Below are 17,322 nucleotides of genomic sequence, written 5' to 3'. Positions count from 1 at the left end.
CGCGCATGCGTAAATCTCTGCTTCTGTCCGCCCTGATCACCGCGTCCCTGCTCGTGCCGTCCGTCCCGGCGCAGGCTTCCTCCGGGCCCTCCGTCACGTTCGCCCTGATCGGCGACACCCCCTACGGCGACGCCCAGCAGGCCGTGTTCCCCAAGCTCGTCGACTCCATCGACGCCGACCCGGACGTCCGTTTCGTCCTGCACGCGGGTGACGTCAAGAACGGCTCCTCCACCTGCGACGACGCCCGCTTCACGACGCTGGCCGGACTGTTCGGCACGTTCGACGACCCGTTCGTGCTGACGCCCGGCGACAACGAGTGGACCGACTGCCATCGCACGGCCGCCGGCGGCTACGTCCCCACCGAACGGCTGGAGGCGGTCCGCCGCATCTTCTATCCCATCGCGGGACGCACCATCGGCGGCCACCCGATGGGCGTGCGCACCCAGGCCCGTGACGCCCGTCACCGCGACTACCGGGAGAACGTGCTCTTCACCCGATCCGGTGTGGTCTTCGCCACGGTGCACGTGGTCGGCAGTGAGAACGACCTGGCCCCCTGGAGCCAGCTGCCGGGCGGCGACCGGCCCGCGGAGCGGCTGGCGGAGTTCGAGGCGCGCAAGGCCGCCGCGCTGGACTGGATCGACAACGCCTTCGCCGTCGCCGGCCGTACGCAGGCGCCGGGCGTGCTGCTGATGATGCAGGCCGAGCCCCTGAACACTCCCGGATTCGCCGAGATCAGGGCGCGCATCGTGGAGCGGGCCCGGGCCTACGGCAAGCCGGTCGTGCTCGCGCATGGCGACGAGCACGTCTACGAGGTGGAGCCCGGCTACGCCGGGGTGCCCAACCTGACCCGCCTGGAGACGTACGGCGACACCGCCGCCAACTGGCTGCGCGTCACCGCCGACCCGAAGTCGGCCGCTGTCTTCTCCTGGGAGCCGCAGACCGTACCGGCCTGAGATCGGGAGGGTTGAAGTAGACGCGACATAAGGCACCATTTAGAGGTGCCGAATCGTGTCCTCATCGCCGACGACGATCGTGCCATCCGCGAGTCCCTTGCGCGGGCGCTGGAGCTGGAAGGGTACGACGTCGTCGCCGCGGTCGACGGGGTGGAGGCCTTGACCCGGGCCCGCCGGGACAGTTTCCATGCCCTGGTGGTCGATGTGATGATGCCGCATGTCGACGGCCTGGCCGTGTGCCGTGTGCTGCGCGCCGAGGGTGACCGCACCCCGGTGTTGATGCTCACCGCCCGGGTCGAGACCCCCGATCGGGTCGCCGGCCTGGACGCCGGCGCCGACGACTATTTGCCGAAACCCTTCGAGCTCGACGAGCTGCTCGCCCGCCTGCGGGCGCTGCTGCGCCGCGCCACACTGGCGCAGGCGGCGCACGTGCCGGGCCACGACGACGCCGTGCTCGAGCTCGCATCCCTCCGCGTCGACCCCACCGCACGGCGGGCCTGGTGGGCCGACGCGGAGCTGCAGCTGACGAAGACCGAGTTCGACCTGCTGGAGCTCATGGTGCACAACGCGGGAATCGTGCTGGACCACTCGACGATCTACCAGCGGATCTGGGGCTACGACTTCGGCCCGGACTCCAAGAACCTGGCGGTCTACATCGGCTATCTGCGCCGGAAGCTGGCCGAAGCCGGCGGGCACGACGTGATCCAGACGGTGCGCGGCGTGGGCTACGTGGTCCGGCGGCCATGAGCCTGCGCTCGCGGTTCGCACTCGCCTTCGCCGTGGTCGCCGCCGTGGTGTCGTCGCTGGTCGGCGTGCTCAGCTATGGCGCCGCCTCCGAACGCATCACCGCGGAGATCGACCGCTCCTTGCGGGACACCACGGCCATCCTGGCCAACGGCCCGGGCCAGGCGCCGGAGCTCCCCGCCAGCCTGGCCATGCGCCCCCCACCCAGCCGGGACGACGACGACAGGTATGAGATGGTCGCCCAGGCCGTGGCCCGCGACGGCACGGCCCGGCATCTGGGCGGCGCGACCATCACGCTGCCGGTCTCCGACGTCACCCGCGCCCTTGCCGCCTCCGCCGCCCCCGGGGGCACGCACACCGCCGAGGTCTTCGTCGACTCGCACTGCTATCGCCTGCTGACCACCGCGCTCGGCGGGGGCCGCGGAGCCCTGCAGGTCGCGATCCACTTCGACCCCACCTACCGCCTGCTGGGCAGCGTGGCCAACGAGATCGCGGCGCTCAGCCTCGCGGTCATGCTCGTCGCCGCGGCCCTGGGCTGGCTGGTCGCCGGGCGCATCACCCGGCGCCTGGTACGGCTCGCCAAGGTGGCCGAAGAGGTCAGCGTCCACGGGCCCGTGGAGCGTAAGGTGCCGGTGGACGGCTCCGACGAGGTCGGCCGGCTCTCGGCCGCGTTCAACACGATGCTCGCCCGCCTCGCCGCCGCCCGCGAGGCCCAGGACAGGCTGGTGGAGGACGCCGCCCACGAGCTGCGGACCCCGCTGACCAGCCTGCGCACCAACACCAGTGTGCTGCGCCGCTACGCCGAGCTCTCCCCTGACGCCCGCGCCCGGCTCCTCGACGACGTCGAGGGCGAGGCGCGTGAGCTCAGCCACCTGGTCGACGAGCTCGTCGAGCTCGCACTCGCCCGGTACAACGACGAGGCCGAGGCGCCCGTGAGCCTGGCCGCGGCGGCCCACGGCGCCGCGCAGCGCCTGCGCAGGCGCGCCGGCCGGCCGGTGCGGATCGACGCCGACGACTCCGTGGTCCGCGGTCGCCGCCAGCGACTCGAACGCGCGATCAGCAACCTGCTGGAGAACGCCGCCAAGTTCGACGACGGCGCCGAGCCCATCGAGGTCCACATCTGCCAGGGCACGATCACCGTCTCCGACCGCGGGCCCGGCATCCCCGCCGACGACGCGGCACGGGTGTTCGACCGCTTCTACCGGGCCGGCACCGCCCGCCGCCTGCCCGGGTCCGGGCTGGGCCTGGCCATCGTGCGCGAGGTCGCCGAGGCGCACGGCGGCGCGGTCTTCGCCAGAGCCCGGCCCGGCGGCGGGGCGGCGGTCGGGTTCACGGTGGACGGGTCCCGTCTATCGCACCGATCAATGGTTCACCGTGACGACGATCTTGCCCACCTGGTCGCCGGCCTCCAGGTAACGGTGCGCTGCGACGATCTCGTCCAGGCCGAAGACCCGGTCCACGACGGGCTCGAAGGCGCCGCTCCGCAGGCCGGAGGAGACGAACGCCGCGGCCCGGCGTAGCCGCTCCGGGTCGGTCGTCGTCTCGTGGACGGTGTAGGTGCGCATGTTCAGGGCGGGCATGCCGAGCGCGAACCCCGGATAGGGGGTCACCTCACCGCTCAGCGCACCGTATTCGAAGAGCGTGCCACCCGGGGCAACCACTTTGGCCAGATCCACCACGCCGGGGCCCGCGATGGCGTCGAAGACGAATGCGGCGCCTCGTCCCGCGGTGAGGTCGAGCACGCGGGCGACGACGTCCTCCTCGCCGGTGACGATCACCTCGGCCGCCCCCGCCTTGCGAAGCCGTTCGGCCTTGGCCCGGGTGCGGGTGGTGGCGATGGGCACCGCGCCGACACGGTTGGCGACCTGGATCGCGGCCAGTCCCACGCTGCTGGAGGCGGCGGTCAGCACGACCGTGTCCCCGGCCCGCACCCCGCCGATCTCCACCAGCGCCCCATAGGCCGTCACGTACGGCATCCACACGGCCGCACCCTCGACCGCGCCGACCCCGTCGGGGCGATGGAGCACCGCGGCCGCGGGGACGATCGCGCGCTCGGCGTAGACGCCGTAGTCGTTCATCGAGAACGCGGGCACCACGCTGACCGGCTGCCCGGCCTCCAATCCCGCCACGTCCGCGCCGACGGCCTCGACCACTCCCGCCGCCTCGGCGCCGAGCCGGGCGGGGAACTCCTTGACCGGCTCGATGTAGTGGCCGCCGCGGAACAACACCTCGGCCCGGTTGAGCCCGATCGCGTCCACCCGGATCAACGCCTCACCGGGACCGGGCTCGCCGACCTCCACGTCCTCCAGCCGCAGCACGTCCGGACCGCCGAGCTCATGGAACCGCACCGTTTTGACCATCACCCATCACCCCTTCACGCTCGGGTCCTCACTCAAGCGGAAAGTACGATCGCTGTCAAACTTCGATGTTCATCGTACTTCGATGGGTGTCGTACGATGGTGAGGTGGCAACGCGGCAAGCAGGGCGGGACCGCATCCCGCCCCACCCGGACATCCAGACGATCACTTTGCAGCAGGTGCTCGATGCCCTGGTCGACCCGGTGCGCCGCCGGATCGTCGGCGAGCTCTACGCCGCCGGCCAGGACATGCGCTGCGGCACCTTCGACCTGCCGGTCAGCAAGTCCACCGCCACCCACCACTTCAATGTGCTGCGTGAGGCCGGTCTCATCCGGCAGTACTACGTGGGCACCTCCCGCATGAACGCGCTGCGCCGCGACGAGATCGACCAAGCGTTCCCCGGGCTGCTGCGCGCCTTGTCAGGACGGGAGTGACGGCGCGGCCGGCGCGGGCGGCGCAGCCGGTGCCTTCGGCAGCCGGGTCCCGGCGGGCAACACCGACTGGCACGCCTGGACCGCGGCCCCGTACTTCTCGGACAGGACGTCGACCCGCTCACCCTTGATGTGCAGGTTGACCAGCCCGTCCGAGGAGAACGCAACCTCGGGGAAGTCGGGCAGCCCGTGCGAGCGCATGCAGGCGGTGAATTCCGTGACGTCCCCGGCGGGCGCCTCCTCCGAGGCGGCCGCCCTTCCGCCCGTGACGGCGACGAGGACCGCCGCGGCCAGAACCAGCCTTCTGATCGTCGAGCCGAACATGATGCCTCCTTTTCTCGGTGCGCCCAGCAAAGTCCAGGACCGGTTACACGACGGCAACGGCGACGGTTACCGCGCTGTTACCCCCTGACGAGGCATCCTGGAGATCATGAGGGTGCTGGTGGTCGAGGACCACGAGGAACTGGCCCAGACGGTCGCCGCGGGCCTGCGCCGCGAGGGCATGGCCGTCGACGTGGTGCTGGACGGCCATGCCGCGCTCGAACACACCTGGGTCAACCATTACGACGTGGTCGTGCTCGATCGGGACCTGCCCGGCCTGCACGGTGACGAGGTGTGCAGGTCGCTGGCCGGGGCCGGCCATCCCTCCCGGGTGCTCATGCTCACCGCCGCGGGGACGATCGACGACAAGGTGACCGGGCTGGGCGTCGGCGCCGATGACTACCTGCCCAAGCCGTTCGCCTTCGCCGAGCTGGTCGCCCGGGTCCGGGCGCTGGCCAGGCGGTCGGCCCGCGCGCTCCCGCCGGTGCTCGTCCGCGGCGACCTGCGGCTGGACGCCGCCACCCGGATCGCCACCCGTGACGGGCGGCGGCTGCCGCTGAGCCCCAAGGAGTTCGCCGTCCTGGAGCTGCTGCTGGCCGCCGAGGGCGCGGTGGTCTCCGCCGAACAGTTGCTGGAGCGCTGCTGGGACGAGTTCGCCGACCCGTTCACCCAGACGGTGAAGGTGACGATCAGCCGGCTGCGCCGCAAGCTCGGCGACCCGCCGCTGATCGAGACCGTCCCGCAGGCCGGATACCGGTTATGAGGCGGACCGTACGGCTGCGTCTGACCCTGCTCTACAGCGGCCTGTTCCTGATGGCCGGAGTGGTGCTGGTCGCCCTCATCTACCTCCTGGTGGAGTACTCACCCTTCCCCGCGGCGCCGGTCGCCCCCGAGCCACAGCCCCCCGCACCGTCGCCCGACCCCGCACCGGATGGGCTCGAGCTGCCCCCGCCGACGCCCCGGGCCGAGCAGTCCGACACCCTGCGCAGGCTCCTGGTCAACTCGCTGATCGCGCTGGCCGTCATGGCGGTGGCGGCGACGTTGCTGGGCTGGCTCATGGCCGGGCGGGTGCTGCGGCCGCTGGGCGAGATGACCGCCACCGTCCGCCGCATCACGGCCGACCGGCTCGACCGGCGGCTGGGTGCCTCCGGGCCGGACGATGAGCTCAAGCGGCTGGCCGACACGTTCGATGAGCTGCTAGACCGGCTGGAGGCGGCGTTCACGGCGCAGCGGCGCTTCGTCGCCAACGCCTCCCACGAACTGCGCACGCCGCTGACGTTGCAGCGGGCCATGGCCGAGGTCGCGCTGGCCGACCCGGAGGCCGGGAGCCAGGACCTGCGCACCGTGCTGGAACGTGTGGTGGCCGCGGGCAAGCACCAGGAACGGCTCATCGAGGCCCTGCTCACCCTCGCCCGCAGCCAGCAGGGCCTGCAGGACCGCGGGCCCGTCGACCTGGCCGCGATCACGAGGCAGGCCCTCGACCACCATGACGGGATCCGGGTCACGTCCTCTCTCGACCCGGCACCCGTCTCCGGAGATCGCGCTCTGCTCGAACGCCTGGTGGCGAACTTGCTGGACAACGCGGTGCGGTACAACGTGCCCGGCGGATGGATCCTGGTGGAGACGGCCGTGCGTTCCGGCCGCTCCACACTCCGGGTCTCCAACAGCGGCCCGGTGATCCCGCCCGACCGGGTCCACCTGCTCGTGCAGCCCTTCCAGCGCCTGGATGGCGGCAGAAAGGCCAGTGGCGACGGGCTGGGACTGGGCCTGTCGATCGTGGCCGCCATCGCCGACGCCCACCACGGCACGCTGGAGACCCGGCCCCGCCGCGACGGCGGGCTCGACGTGACCGTCACCTTCCCCTGACGCGGTCAGGCGATGTAGGAGAGGTGCTCCGGCTCCACCCGCCCGAGCAGCGGCGCGCCGCTGAGGAAGCGGCCCACCTCGTCGACGGCGAACTCGCCGAGGCGCCGCAGCTCGCGGCCCTGAGCTCCGGCCAGGTGCGGGGTGATCATGACGTTCGGCAGGGAGAAGAGCGGGTGCCCGGGCGGCAGCGGCTCCGGGTCGGTCACATCCAGGATGGCGGAGATCCGGCCGCCGGCGCACGAGCGGGTCAGCGCCTCGGTGTCGATGAGCGATCCGCGGGCGGTGTTGACGACGACGGCGCCGTCAGGCAGCAGGTCCAGCCGCCGGCCGTCGAGCATGTGGCGGGTCTCTGGCAGGGCGGGGGCGTGCACGGTGACGAGGTCGCTGCGGCGGCAGAGCTCGTCCATGCTCACCTGCTCGACGCCGAGGTCTGACGCTTCAGCGGCGGTCACGTACGGGTCGTAGAGCAGGACCTCGACGTCGTATGACTGGAGCCGCCGCAGGACGAGGCGGCCGATCCGGGAGGCGCCGATCACCCCGACCGTGCAGTCATGAAGCCCGGTGCCTTCGCCCGCCAGCCAGTCCCTGGGCGTGCCCTCGACGGCGGCCGCGTAGCGTCTGGCGCGGCTGAACGCCTGCTTGGCGCCGAGGACGAGCATGGCCATGGTGTAGTCGGCCACCGGGACGGCGTTCGCCTCGGCGGCGGAGGACACGACGACGCCGCGCTCGAACACGAGGGGATCGACGATGGCCTTGACCGTGCCGGCGGAGTGCACGATGGCACGCAGCCGCGGCGCGGCCGCCAGCACGCCGGCGTCGATGCGGGGGCATCCCCATCCGGTGACCAGGATGTCCGCCTCCGCCAAGGCCGCCTCGGCGCCTTCGAACGAGGTGAACGTCGTCCCCGGGTCGATGTCGACCAGTTGCCGCAATCGGGTGACGAGGTCAGGAGGGAAGACGCCGCTGACTGCCCAGGGGGCGATGGCGAAGACCGCGACGGGTCGCCGTGGCACGGAGTGAGCTCCTATCGGTGGATGTAAACGGTTTCACCACTCTACGGGCGCGTCGATCAACGAGCGGCCGCAGGCCCGCGTCAACGTCCGGACGCGGAGACGTCGCCCAGGCGTACCGTCACCGTTCGCACGCCGGGACGTCGCCCAGGCGCACCGTCACCGTTCATACGCCGGGACGTCGCCCAGGCGCACCGTCACCGTCTCCCCGGCGGGCAACGTCAGGACGACCAGGTCGCCCTCGACCCGCACGCCGGGCACGGGCGGCTCCTCTTCCGTGACCGCGAGCCGCACGAGGCTCACGTAGATCGCGGTGCCGCCGGGATGGGCGTCGGCGATGACGTACGGCGTGGCCGAGTGCGCGCCGAAGGCGTTGGCGCCTTCGGCCGTCACCAGGCCCGCGCCCGTGTAACCGTGCAGGCCGCGCACGGCGCTGCTCAGCCCGTCCGGCCGCCGGGCCAGCGCCACGCCGTCGCCTTCGCGCAGGTCGAGGGGAACCGCCGCGGCCAGGGCGTGGCCGCCGTCCCGCACCTGATGTCCGGCGGGTGCGGTGACCCGGTGAATCCTGATCTCGGCGGCGCCGTCGACGACCGAGGCCGTCACCACCCGGACCGGGCCGTCCTGGTAGGCGGAGGCGGCGAACCGGTCCGACACGGCCAGGGGTTCGATGTGCCGCCTGCGTGAGGCGGTCCCGTCGGGTGCGATGACGGCCAGGTGGTTGTCCACGCCGGACGCCTTCTCCCCCACCTCGGGTCCCGTGTGGCTGGTGTAGGCGAACTTGAGGTAATGCGGGTCGGGCGGCCCGGTCGGGTCCTGGACGCGGTCCCGGTCGCTGCCGTGGTTGACCAGCCGCACGACGCCGTCCGCGCGCGTGGCGTGCAGCAGCCAGCCGGGCGCGGTCATGGCCACCGTCTGGTCGGCGAGGTCGACCGGGGCGGCCTCCTCCGGGTCCGTCCAGGCCGGGTGCCCGGGCGGGAGCAGCAGGCCGAGGAACGCCTTGCTCGCCCAGTACGGCGACGCCGGACCCGAGTAGTCCTGCGTGACCGGCAGGAAAGGCTCGTACCAGCCGAGGCTGAGCAGCCCGCGCTCGTCCGGCACGCCCCGCTCGGCGAAGTGGCGCAGCACGCCGCTCGCGATGCGCCGGGTCCGGCCGGGCGGAAGCGGCGAGGCGCCGGTCAACGCGCCGAGCCACAGCGGCGCGACCGTCGCGAACCGGTAGGTCAGGGAGCGCCCCTGATGCACCGGGCCGCCGTCGGCGGCGAAGAAGTGCTGGTAGTGGCCGAGGAAGCGGTGCAGCCGCGCCGCGTAGAGCTCCTGCCTGGCGGTGTCGCCGGCCATCCGTGCCCACAAGGACGGATACAGGTGCATCGCCCAGCCGCAGTAGTAGTCGTAGTTCTTGCCCGTGCCGTCGGAGTACCAGCCGTCGCCGACGTACCACTCCTCGATCCGCTCCAGCCCGCCGATGATCTCGCCGGGCTCGTGCGGCCCGCCCACCTCGGCCAGGAACTGCTCGACGACCACCCGGAACAGCACCCAGTTGTTGTCCGGCGTCCGCCGCCCCACGAACCCGGCCAGCCACGCCACCACCCGCTCCTGCTGGGCGGGCGAGAGCCGGTCGAAGATCCACGGCCGGGTCTCGTGCAACGCCAGCGCCACCGAGGCCGCCTCGACGAGCTGCTGCGACATGTCCGTCAGTGCCGGCCACGCGTACGGGTGCGCCGGATCGGTCCCGGCGGCGAGGCCGCTCGCGTACCGCTCCAGCAGCGCGGGCGGCACGTCCCCGCGCGCGCCGGCGATCCTGAAGGCGGCGAGCAGGAACGTGCGGGCGAAGCCCTCGAGGCCGTCGCTCACCTGCCCCGACCTGCTGGTCCTGCCGGGCAGGCGGAACTGGGCGAAGTCGTCCGTGGCGTACGGCACCACGGACGACAGCAGGTGGTCGGCCGTGGCCTCCCAATGCGCCCGGGTCCAGCCGGTGTAGCGGGACCGTCGGTCATCGGGCGTTGGGAGGCGCATCGACATAGACAAAGGAGCTTAGCTTCCTGCGTAGGTGATGTTCGGCCGGGGCGGGCATGGGCGGGTGCCCGCGAGAGCCGACGCGGTGGACGTGGAACCCGCCATTACGCGGGAAGGTGGTCGCCCACGAGGGCGAGGCACTGGATGGCGGCCAGGCCGTACTGCGAGGAGGCGTTGGTCGAGGCGAAGGTGGTCTCGTCGACCGGCTTGAGCACCTTCGAGCCCTCCACGCGCACCGCCTTGAACTCCAGAGTCTTGGGGTATCCGGCGTGGCCGGTGTCGAACTCCTTCCACGCCCGCGCGGCCAGGGTCGCGTCGCCGAGCTTGGCGGCGGCGTAGGCGGTGAGCCGGGAGTGGGCCTGGCGCAGGTTCAGGTTGCCCCACGACTGCCCGGTCTCCGCCTGCTGCTCGGCGGCGGTGCCGTTGTAGAGGCGGCAGTACTGCAGCCACGCCTTGGTGAACGCCTCGTCCCCGGTCAGGTGGATGACCTCGCTGCACACCTCGACCAGTCCGAACACCGAGCCGAGCGAGCCGACGCTGACGGCGGGCTCGGTGGGCTTGAAGGTGCCGTTGTCGAGGTCGTACAGGCCGCCGCCGCGCGCGAAGCCGTTGGGCATCGCGGCGATGGAGCGCATGCTGTTCAGGAGCTTCTCCTTGGCGACCGGGTCGCCGCCGCGCTCCCATTCGGTCAGCCAGGCCAGGGCGAGGCCGCTCCAGTCGGTGCCGGTGCCGACGGACAGGGCGTGCGGGTCCGGCTCGTACGGGCCCGTGCGGATCTTGCGGATGGGGTCCAGCACCAGGAACGTCTTGTCGGAGTCCACGAGATCGTGCATCAGGTCGCCGATGCGCTCGTCGGCGGTGAGGAAGTACATGAACCGCCGGTAGCCGGCGGTGCTGATGCGCAGCTGCTTGGCGCTGTCGGCCCAGTGCTGCACCCCGTGCCGGGTCCCCAGGTCCCGCCATTTGCCGAGGTGGTAGACGTCGACCTCGCCGGTGTGCCGGGTCATCGACTCGGCGAAGCGGAACGCCTCGGCCTTGCCGCTGCGCAGGTAGTGGTACCAGAGCCACAGGTCGGGCGACAGCTCGGAGTTGGCCCAGGCGTAGCCGCCGACGTCGTAACGCCAGACGTGCCGGTCCGGGTCGTAGCTGTGCATGATGTCGCCGTAGTCCCAGAAGCCGTACCAGGAGCGCTGCTCGACCTGCTCGCTGTGGAAGTCGAACAGGAAGTCCAGCCGGTCCTCGATGCGGGCCTTGGCGGGGGTCGAGCGGTCGACCGGCGACCAGTCGCCGAACACCTTGGCCGCGTGCATGTGCGCGGGCGGCACGACGACGAGCGGCGGCGTCTGCACGGCCTCGGCCAGCTCCGCCACCTTCTCGGCGGCCGGGGTGGCCTCCAGCGCCCAGAACATCAGCTCCGTCGTGCGCGCGATCCCGTACGGGGTACCGAAGCCCGGCTCGTAGTCCTCGTACGTGATCTCCAGCCCTTCGAGCTGCTCGGCGTAGGTGTCCTGGCCCATGCCGTCGTGGTAGAACCGCAGGTCCATGGGCCCGGCGTCGGGCGACCACAACCACACGGTGACCTCGGCGTTCTCCCCCGCCGCGCCGCGGATGTCGAGCTGGGTGGGGTGCAGCTGCCAGAAGTTGCGCATGCCGAAGGCGAAGCCGCCGGTGGGACCGCCGACGTACCCGAGCCCGCCGGCCCGGCCGCCGGCGTCCACCGGGATCCAGCCGTGACCGCTCTTGGTCCGCTTGCGGATCTGGAAGCCGTCAGCGGTGAGCTGGCGCAGCGAGTAGTCGCCGAAGGCCGGGATGAGGTGCAAGCGGGAGCTGACCCGGGTGTCCCACGTCGCCACCGGCGGGGTGGCCTTCCCGGCGACCTGCGCCTGGCGGACAGCGGCGCCGGGGTCGCGGCGCAGGCCGGTGATGCCGCGCACCGCCTCCGCCAGAACGCCGTCGCCCGGTCCGGCGAAGCGCACGTGCCGGTTATACAGCTCGTCGCGCATCGGCACCTTGAACCGGATGCCGAGGCCGCGGATGAAGTCCTCCTTCTCGTCGCCGTCGTAGACGAAGCTGTGCACCGCGCGGATGCCGTCGCTGCCGGCATAGAAGTACAGGCGCACGGTGAACGGCAGCCAGGACCGGTTGCCGTGCCGGTGCGCGCCCTCGATCCTGACCACCGCGCGGACCGGGCCGGACTGCTCGACCGTCACCTTCTCCGTCCGGCCGGTGAACCTCTCCTGCTTCACCGAGCCGCCCTCGTCGTCCCCGGGCTCGCTCTGTCGCAGGCAGACGAGCTCGCCGTCGCGGGCGATCTCGCGCTCGCCGCGCAGGATGGCGCTCACCAGCCGGTCGCCCTTCTTCGGGATCAGGCACCGGATGACGCCGGTGCTCACCTCGATCTGGTCGTCGCCGTTCTTGACCGTCACGGTCGCGGCGGGCGCGGCCGGCTGTCCGGCGGTGAGCACGTACTGCTCGGCCGGGGCGACCTCGGCGCCGATGGCGTGCGCGGTCCACTTGAGGGACCCGTCAGGCCAGTACGCGGTGGCCCAGGTCTGCACGGGCACCTGCTGCCCCGCGGCGGTCCGCAACGCGAAGGCCTGGTCCTTGGGCACGGTGCCCTTCGGCCACGGCACGCCCCACGTGGACCCCGCGGCGAGCTGCCGGGGCACGCCGCCTTCCAGCCACCGGAGCTGGACGCCGTCCTCGAGCGCGCCGCTCGCCGTCGCCGGTTGCACGGCCTCGGCACGCGCCGGTCCCGCCGTCCAGCCGACCTGCCCGGCAGCTCCGACCGCCGCCGCGCTCAGGAGAAGGTTTCGTCGGGACATCATCGCCATGGGGGCTCCACTCGGTAGGCGTAACAGCGATGAAACGGCGCGTTGTTAAACCGTTTACTAAGGGCAGATCGCAGCATGAGCTGTAGTCGCTGTCAAGAGCCCGCTGCAACCATGGGATGCGTTTGCATGGACGACCTGCGCCAAACGGACCGCACCCTGCTGGCCTGCATGCCTGCGAGCAGCGATTTGACACGCCTGCGGCGACGGGGAACCATCGCATGAAAGCGGTTTACCCCCGCGTTTCAGGAGGTGGGATGGCCCGGCGTGCGGCGTCCGGTGACGAGGGGCGGCGGCCCACGACGATCCGCGACGTGGCCGCGCACGCGGGCGTGTCCGTCGCCACGGTCTCCCGGATCCTGTCCGGCACCTACCCCAGCGCACCCGCCACCCGCAGCAAGGTCATGCGCGCGGTCCGCGAGCTCGACTACGTGGCCAACGCCAACGCGCGCGGACTGGCCGGCGCGAGCAGCCGCAGCGTCGCCATCATCGTCAACTCCGTCGTCTCCCCGCACTACGCCCACGTCGCGCAGGGCGTGCACGCCCAGGCCGCGCTCGAAGGCAAGCTGTGCATCGTCGGCACCACCGGCGGCGACCCGGAGCGCGAGCTCGCCACCGTGCAGCTCATGCGCCAGGAGCACGCCGAATGCGTGATCCTCGTCGGCAATGTCGTCAACGACGAGGCCTATCGCGGGCGCATGGCCGAATACGCCCGCGCGCTGGCGCTCGCCGGCTCGCAGCTCGTCCTGTGCGGGCGCCCGCCGCTGGGCCCCGGCGTGCCCGCCCTCGTCGTCGAGTACGACAACACCGGCGGCGCGTACGCCATCACCAGCCACCTGCTGTCGGCAGGCCACCGGCGCATCCTCTTCCTCGGCCGGCGCGACGGCTACACCACGCCGGAGAGCCGCATCACCGGCTACCGCAACGCCCTGGCCGACCACCGCGTGCCGCACGATCCCGGCCTGGAGGTCGAGGGCACGATGGAGCGGCAGGAGGGTTACCGCATGGTCCGCGAACGGCTCGCGGCCGGGCCACGCGACTTCACGGCCGTCTTCGCCGGCAACGACCTCATCGCGGCAGGCGCCCGCCAGGCGCTGCGCGAGCACGGGCTGCGTGTTCCCGACGACGTGTCCATGGTCGGCTTCGACGACCTGCCACCGGCCGCCGACATCGACCTCACCACCGTGCACGTGCCGCACGAGGAGCTAGGCCGCACCGCCGTACGCCTCGCCCTCGAACGCGCGCAGGACCGGTCGGGCATGGCCGAGCACGTCCTGCTCGGCACCCACATCATCGTCCGCGACTCGGTCCGCCCCCTCAGGAACCAGGCACAATAGGGGCATGGCCAATCTTGTCGTGGAGATCCACGTTCCATTGGTCGCGGATCCACGGGTCTCCGAAGACGACTACGCCTTTCCGTGGATCGATGTGATCGACGAGTTCATCTTCGAGAGGGAGCAGCAGGGGGAGGCGGAGGTCTTCGACGACAGTGAGGAGTTTGGGGACGTCTATGTCTTCTTCATCAGCGGGGCCGAAGAGGTCACGCTCCTGAGCATCGCCTCCCGCGCGGTCGTTCTCGACGGAGTGCCCGGCGGCGCGTTCGCCATGGTCACGCACGACAAGGCAGGGGAGTTCGGATTGGGGCGGCGGGTAGAGCTTCCCGTGTTTTGAGAGGGCCTTCCCCTTGTCTTGAAGGGCTGGAGAGCAGCAGCCCAGTCGACTCCAAGCCACCCACAAGAGCCGTCCCCCACCATTCCAGCTGTGGACGGAAATATCAGGAAAAGGTTTACGAAGATCGCCGCAGTGGCGGTGGTCGTCATGGCGGTCGCGTTGCCTGCGTCACCCGCGCTGGCCGACCCCGCGACCGACGAGCGGCCCGACGTGCCCGTCGGCACCTGGCTCGCGGCGCGCACGCAGCCGGCAGTCCAGCTGACCACCTTCACCTACACCGCGACGGTCTCCGTGCCGTCCAACACGATCAACCAGGCTCAGATCGAGCAGCTCAGTCAGCAGGCCGTCGAGGCCGTGACGGCGGGCAAGATCTCCTCGGACGAGCGCAGCATCGCCAAGTGGATATTCCAGCAGATCGCGGCCAACGTGGACACCTACGTCTCCGCGGCCACCCCCGAGCGTACGGTCGACGCCGAGGTCGGCGGCATGTGCACCGGCTGGTGGGTCACTCCCGACGGCTACATGGTCACCGGAGCACACTGCGTCCAGGTCGGCGAGACCGAGCTCAGCCAGCTGTTCGCGCAGCAGGCGCTGAAGAAGTTCAACGAGCAGGACGCTAAAGAGATCATCAGCGGCCTGGGCGACCTCGCGGCCGACGAAGAGATCCTCAAGCTCGCGCAGCAGATCTACATCACGTTCAACACCAACAACATGAAGCTCAGCGGCCTGAAGCAGAGCCTGAATGTGATGCAGAGCCTGCCCGGCGGTGGCGTGGACAAGACCGCCAAGGCGGTCCCGGCCGAGCTGGTGTCGGTGGGCGAGAGCTACCCCGGCAAGGACTTCGCGCTGCTCAAGGTCAACGGGCAGCAGAACCTGCCGACCGTGCCGCTCGGTGACGACGCCGATGTGCGTACCGGCGACACGCTGTACATCAGCGGCTTCCCCGGCCTGGTCACGAACACGCCGTTCTTCAGCCTGGAGTCCAAGCTGGAGCCGGCCCTGACCGAGGGCCCGTACAACGCCAAGCGCACCACGCAGACCGGTGTGCCGTACATCCAGACCCAGGCGCCTTCCTACAAGGGCAACTCCGGTGGCCCGGTGTTCAGCAAGGACGGCAAGGTCGTCGGCATGCTGATCGCCGGCACGGTGAGCGAGGGCGGCGAGGCCTCCGAGAGCGAGAGCTTCGTCCTGCCGGTGGGCATCATCAAGGAGAAGCTCGGCGAGAAGAACATCAAGCCGGCCCAGGCCATCACGACGACCCGGTACAACGAGGCGCTCAACGACTTCTTCCGGCACCACTACTCGGCCGCGCTGCCGAAGTTCCGTGAGGTGCAGGCGCTGTTCCCGAACCACCCGTACGTGGCCAAGTACATCAGCGACACTCAGCAGGCCATCTCCGCGGGCAAGGACGAAACGCCCAAGTCGATCCTCGTGTGGGTGTTGATCGGGGCCGGCGTGCTGGTCGCCATCGTGATCGCTCTGGTGCTGGTCAGCGTCCTGCGCCGACGCCGACGCCGGCGCCGGCGCCCCGAGCCGTCCTTCGCCCCGCCCTCGTACGGCGCGGTGCCGCCGCCCCCGTGGCAGCAGCTTCCGGCGGGCCAGGCCCAGGTGTCGCCTCCGGTGCAGGGTGCCTACGGGCAGGGCTATGGCGCTGGTGGCAACGAAGCCGCGCACTATGGATCGGCCCCGCACAACGGGAATGCCCCGTACGGATCGGCCCCGCACAACGGCAACGCCCCGTACGGATCGGCCCCGCACAACGGCAACGCCCAGTACGGACCGGGCCAGTACGGACACCCCGCGCCCCCGCAGGGCCAGGCGCCCCTCGGGGACCAGACCCGCGCCGTCCGCTACGGCCAGTTCATGCCTCCGCCGGACGACAGGAACGCCTGAGCTGGGAGCCCTGACAACGGCCAGGGCTCCCAGGCCGGGTCAGCGGAGCGTGAGTGGCGAGGTGAGTCAGAGCGGCAGCGGAATCCGGTCGAAGAACCAGTACAGGCTGACCGCCACGATCGGGACCGACATCACGACCACGGCCCAGCGGGCCACCGGCGTCCGGCGCAGCAGCGCCAGCAGCGGGAAGAGCACCGCGATGATCGCGAGCTGCGCCACCTCGATGCCGACGTTGAAGCTCAGGAGCGACAGAAGCAGCTCCCAGGACCCGCTCTGGTCGATGTCCAGCGCGCCCGCGAAGCCCAGCCCGTGCATCAGGCCGAAGGCGAAGACGACCGGCAGCCGCCATCTGCCCAGCCGATCCGCCTCGCGGCCCAGGAGGTTGGCGAGCGCCACGACGATGATCGACACCGCGATGACCGGCTCGACGATCTCACCGGGCACGTCCACGACTCCCATCGCCGCCAGCAGGAACGTGATGCTGTGGGCGGCCGTGAAGGCGGAGACCGTGATGACGACGTCGCGGAGACCGCGCGCGCCGATGAGCAGGGCGAGCAGGAAGAGGATGTGGTCGAGGCCGAACACCAGGTGCTCGGCGCCGAGCAGGAAGAACTCCCCGGCCTGCTGCCACATGTCATGCTCGCCGACCCGCACCGTGGGGCTCGTGGCGACCAGGACCGCGGAGCCCTTCTCCCCGTCGAGGTCGTAGCGGACGATCGTCTCGGTGCTGTGGACGAAGGTCTCGGCGTCGGGGAACAGCGCGCTCGAGATCGCGTGCACTCCCCCGCCCTCGCCGCCACAGGCGTAGGAGAAGGTCAGCACCGCGAAGGCCGCCTTGCCGCGCAGGCGCACGTCCGCGTCGCCGGCCATCGTGGGCGTGCAGGCCTTGTCGTCGTACGTCACGGCGAAGCGCTCCGTGACGTACTCGGTCACGGCGTCGCGATTGATCGCGAGCTGGCGAAGTTGCTCGGTCCGCTCCTTCGCCTCGTAGGCCTCGGCGTAGAGCCAGGCCGACTTCATGAGCAGGTCGTACTCGAGGTCGAGCACGACCTTGACGTTCGCGCCCGTGCCGGTCACCTCGGCGTGGGCCTTCGTGGTCGCCTCGTGCGCCGCCGCGGGAGCGGGGAGCACCAGGACGCCTGCGATGACGGCGAGCACCACGGCGGACAGCCGGCGCCAGCAGGGCATGTCTCGTTTCTCCAGATTCGGGGATCAGGGCCGCCGCCCCGGAC

14 protein-coding genes and 1 pseudogene are annotated in these 17,322 nt (G+C 71.2%); 9 read left to right on the top strand and 6 right to left on the bottom strand.

The window, feature by feature from the left end:
- The first annotated feature begins 5 nt into the window (after positions 1–5).
- From OHA25_RS25155 to OHA25_RS25145, 3 genes and pseudogenes are all read left to right on the top strand, one after another.
- Entirely contained in the window at positions 6–953 is a 948-nt protein-coding gene (locus tag OHA25_RS25155) for a metallophosphoesterase (RefSeq protein WP_327589959.1), read from the top strand.
- 45 nt (positions 954–998) lie between these two features.
- A complete protein-coding gene (locus OHA25_RS25150) occupies positions 999–1,700 on the top strand; it encodes a response regulator transcription factor (protein ID WP_305915290.1) in 702 nt (233 codons plus the stop codon).
- Positions 1,697–3,025: pseudogene (locus tag OHA25_RS25145) on the top strand (HAMP domain-containing sensor histidine kinase); the annotation flags it as partial. The gene OHA25_RS25150 and the pseudogene OHA25_RS25145, both read left to right, overlap by 4 nt.
- A gap of 33 nt (positions 3,026–3,058) precedes the next feature.
- Here OHA25_RS25145 and OHA25_RS25140 read toward each other — a convergent pair.
- On the bottom strand, positions 3,059–4,057 hold the full coding sequence (locus tag OHA25_RS25140) for a zinc-dependent alcohol dehydrogenase family protein (protein ID WP_327591040.1): 999 nt from the start codon (positions 4,055–4,057) through the stop codon (positions 3,059–3,061).
- Between the two features lie 104 nt (positions 4,058–4,161).
- On the opposite strand from OHA25_RS25140, the gene OHA25_RS25135 reads away from it, so the two are divergent.
- Positions 4,162–4,488: an ArsR/SmtB family transcription factor gene (locus OHA25_RS25135; RefSeq protein WP_327589958.1), complete on the top strand. Its 327-nt coding sequence runs from the start codon at positions 4,162–4,164 to the stop codon at positions 4,486–4,488.
- Here the strand turns inward: OHA25_RS25135 and OHA25_RS25130 are convergent.
- Positions 4,474–4,809 carry a hypothetical protein gene (locus OHA25_RS25130; RefSeq protein WP_327589957.1) on the bottom strand — a complete coding sequence of 112 codons (336 nt, stop codon included), beginning with the start codon at positions 4,807–4,809 and terminating at the stop codon, positions 4,474–4,476. The two genes, OHA25_RS25135 and OHA25_RS25130, sit on opposite strands and share 15 nt — an antisense overlap.
- Positions 4,810–4,915: 106 nt before the next feature.
- On the opposite strand from OHA25_RS25130, the gene OHA25_RS25125 reads away from it, so the two are divergent.
- Positions 4,916–5,569, top strand: coding sequence for a response regulator transcription factor (locus OHA25_RS25125; RefSeq protein ID WP_327589956.1), 654 nt, complete (start codon positions 4,916–4,918; stop codon positions 5,567–5,569).
- Positions 5,566–6,672, top strand: a complete 1,107-nt coding sequence (locus OHA25_RS25120) for a sensor histidine kinase (protein WP_327589955.1) — start codon at positions 5,566–5,568, stop codon at positions 6,670–6,672. Before OHA25_RS25125 ends, OHA25_RS25120 begins: the two co-directional genes overlap by 4 nt.
- A 5-nt stretch (positions 6,673–6,677) precedes the next feature.
- Here OHA25_RS25120 and OHA25_RS25115 read toward each other — a convergent pair whose 3' ends face one another.
- From OHA25_RS25115 to OHA25_RS25105, 3 genes are all read right to left on the bottom strand, one after another.
- Positions 6,678–7,685, bottom strand: a complete 1,008-nt coding sequence (locus OHA25_RS25115) for a hydroxyacid dehydrogenase (protein ID WP_327589954.1) — start codon at positions 7,683–7,685, stop codon at positions 6,678–6,680.
- Positions 7,686–7,841: 156 nt separating this feature from the next.
- Positions 7,842–9,695 (bottom strand): DUF2264 domain-containing protein, encoded by a 1,854-nt coding sequence (locus tag OHA25_RS25110; protein WP_327589953.1) that lies wholly within the window; start codon positions 9,693–9,695, stop codon positions 7,842–7,844.
- Between the two features lie 104 nt (positions 9,696–9,799).
- The gene (locus OHA25_RS25105) at positions 9,800–12,529 is read right to left on the bottom strand and encodes an exo-rhamnogalacturonan lyase family protein (RefSeq protein ID WP_327589952.1); all 2,730 of its coding nucleotides are present in this window, start codon (positions 12,527–12,529) and stop codon (positions 9,800–9,802) included.
- Between the two features lie 254 nt (positions 12,530–12,783).
- On the opposite strand from OHA25_RS25105, the gene OHA25_RS25100 reads away from it, so the two are divergent.
- The 3 genes from OHA25_RS25100 (at position 12,784) to OHA25_RS25090 (ending at position 16,090) form a co-directional block, all read left to right on the top strand.
- Positions 12,784–13,863, top strand: coding sequence for a LacI family DNA-binding transcriptional regulator (locus OHA25_RS25100; protein WP_327589951.1), 1,080 nt, complete (start codon positions 12,784–12,786; stop codon positions 13,861–13,863).
- A gap of 4 nt (positions 13,864–13,867) precedes the next feature.
- On the top strand, positions 13,868–14,197 hold the full coding sequence (locus OHA25_RS25095; RefSeq protein ID WP_327589950.1) for a hypothetical protein: 330 nt from the start codon (positions 13,868–13,870) through the stop codon (positions 14,195–14,197).
- Between the two features lie 132 nt (positions 14,198–14,329).
- Positions 14,330–16,090: a S1 family peptidase gene (locus tag OHA25_RS25090; RefSeq protein ID WP_327589949.1), complete on the top strand. Its 1,761-nt coding sequence runs from the start codon at positions 14,330–14,332 to the stop codon at positions 16,088–16,090.
- 66 nt (positions 16,091–16,156) lie between these two features.
- Here OHA25_RS25090 and OHA25_RS25085 read toward each other — a convergent pair whose 3' ends face one another.
- A complete protein-coding gene (locus OHA25_RS25085) occupies positions 16,157–17,278 on the bottom strand; it encodes a HupE/UreJ family protein (RefSeq protein WP_327589948.1) in 1,122 nt (373 codons plus the stop codon).
- Positions 17,279–17,322 lie beyond the last annotated feature (44 nt).

Source organism: Nonomuraea sp. NBC_00507, from assembly GCF_036013525.1.
Lineage (GTDB): Bacteria > Actinomycetota > Actinomycetes > Streptosporangiales > Streptosporangiaceae > Nonomuraea.
The sequence above is the reverse complement of the archived record's forward strand: the minus strand, read 5'-3'. Positions and strand labels throughout refer to the sequence as shown.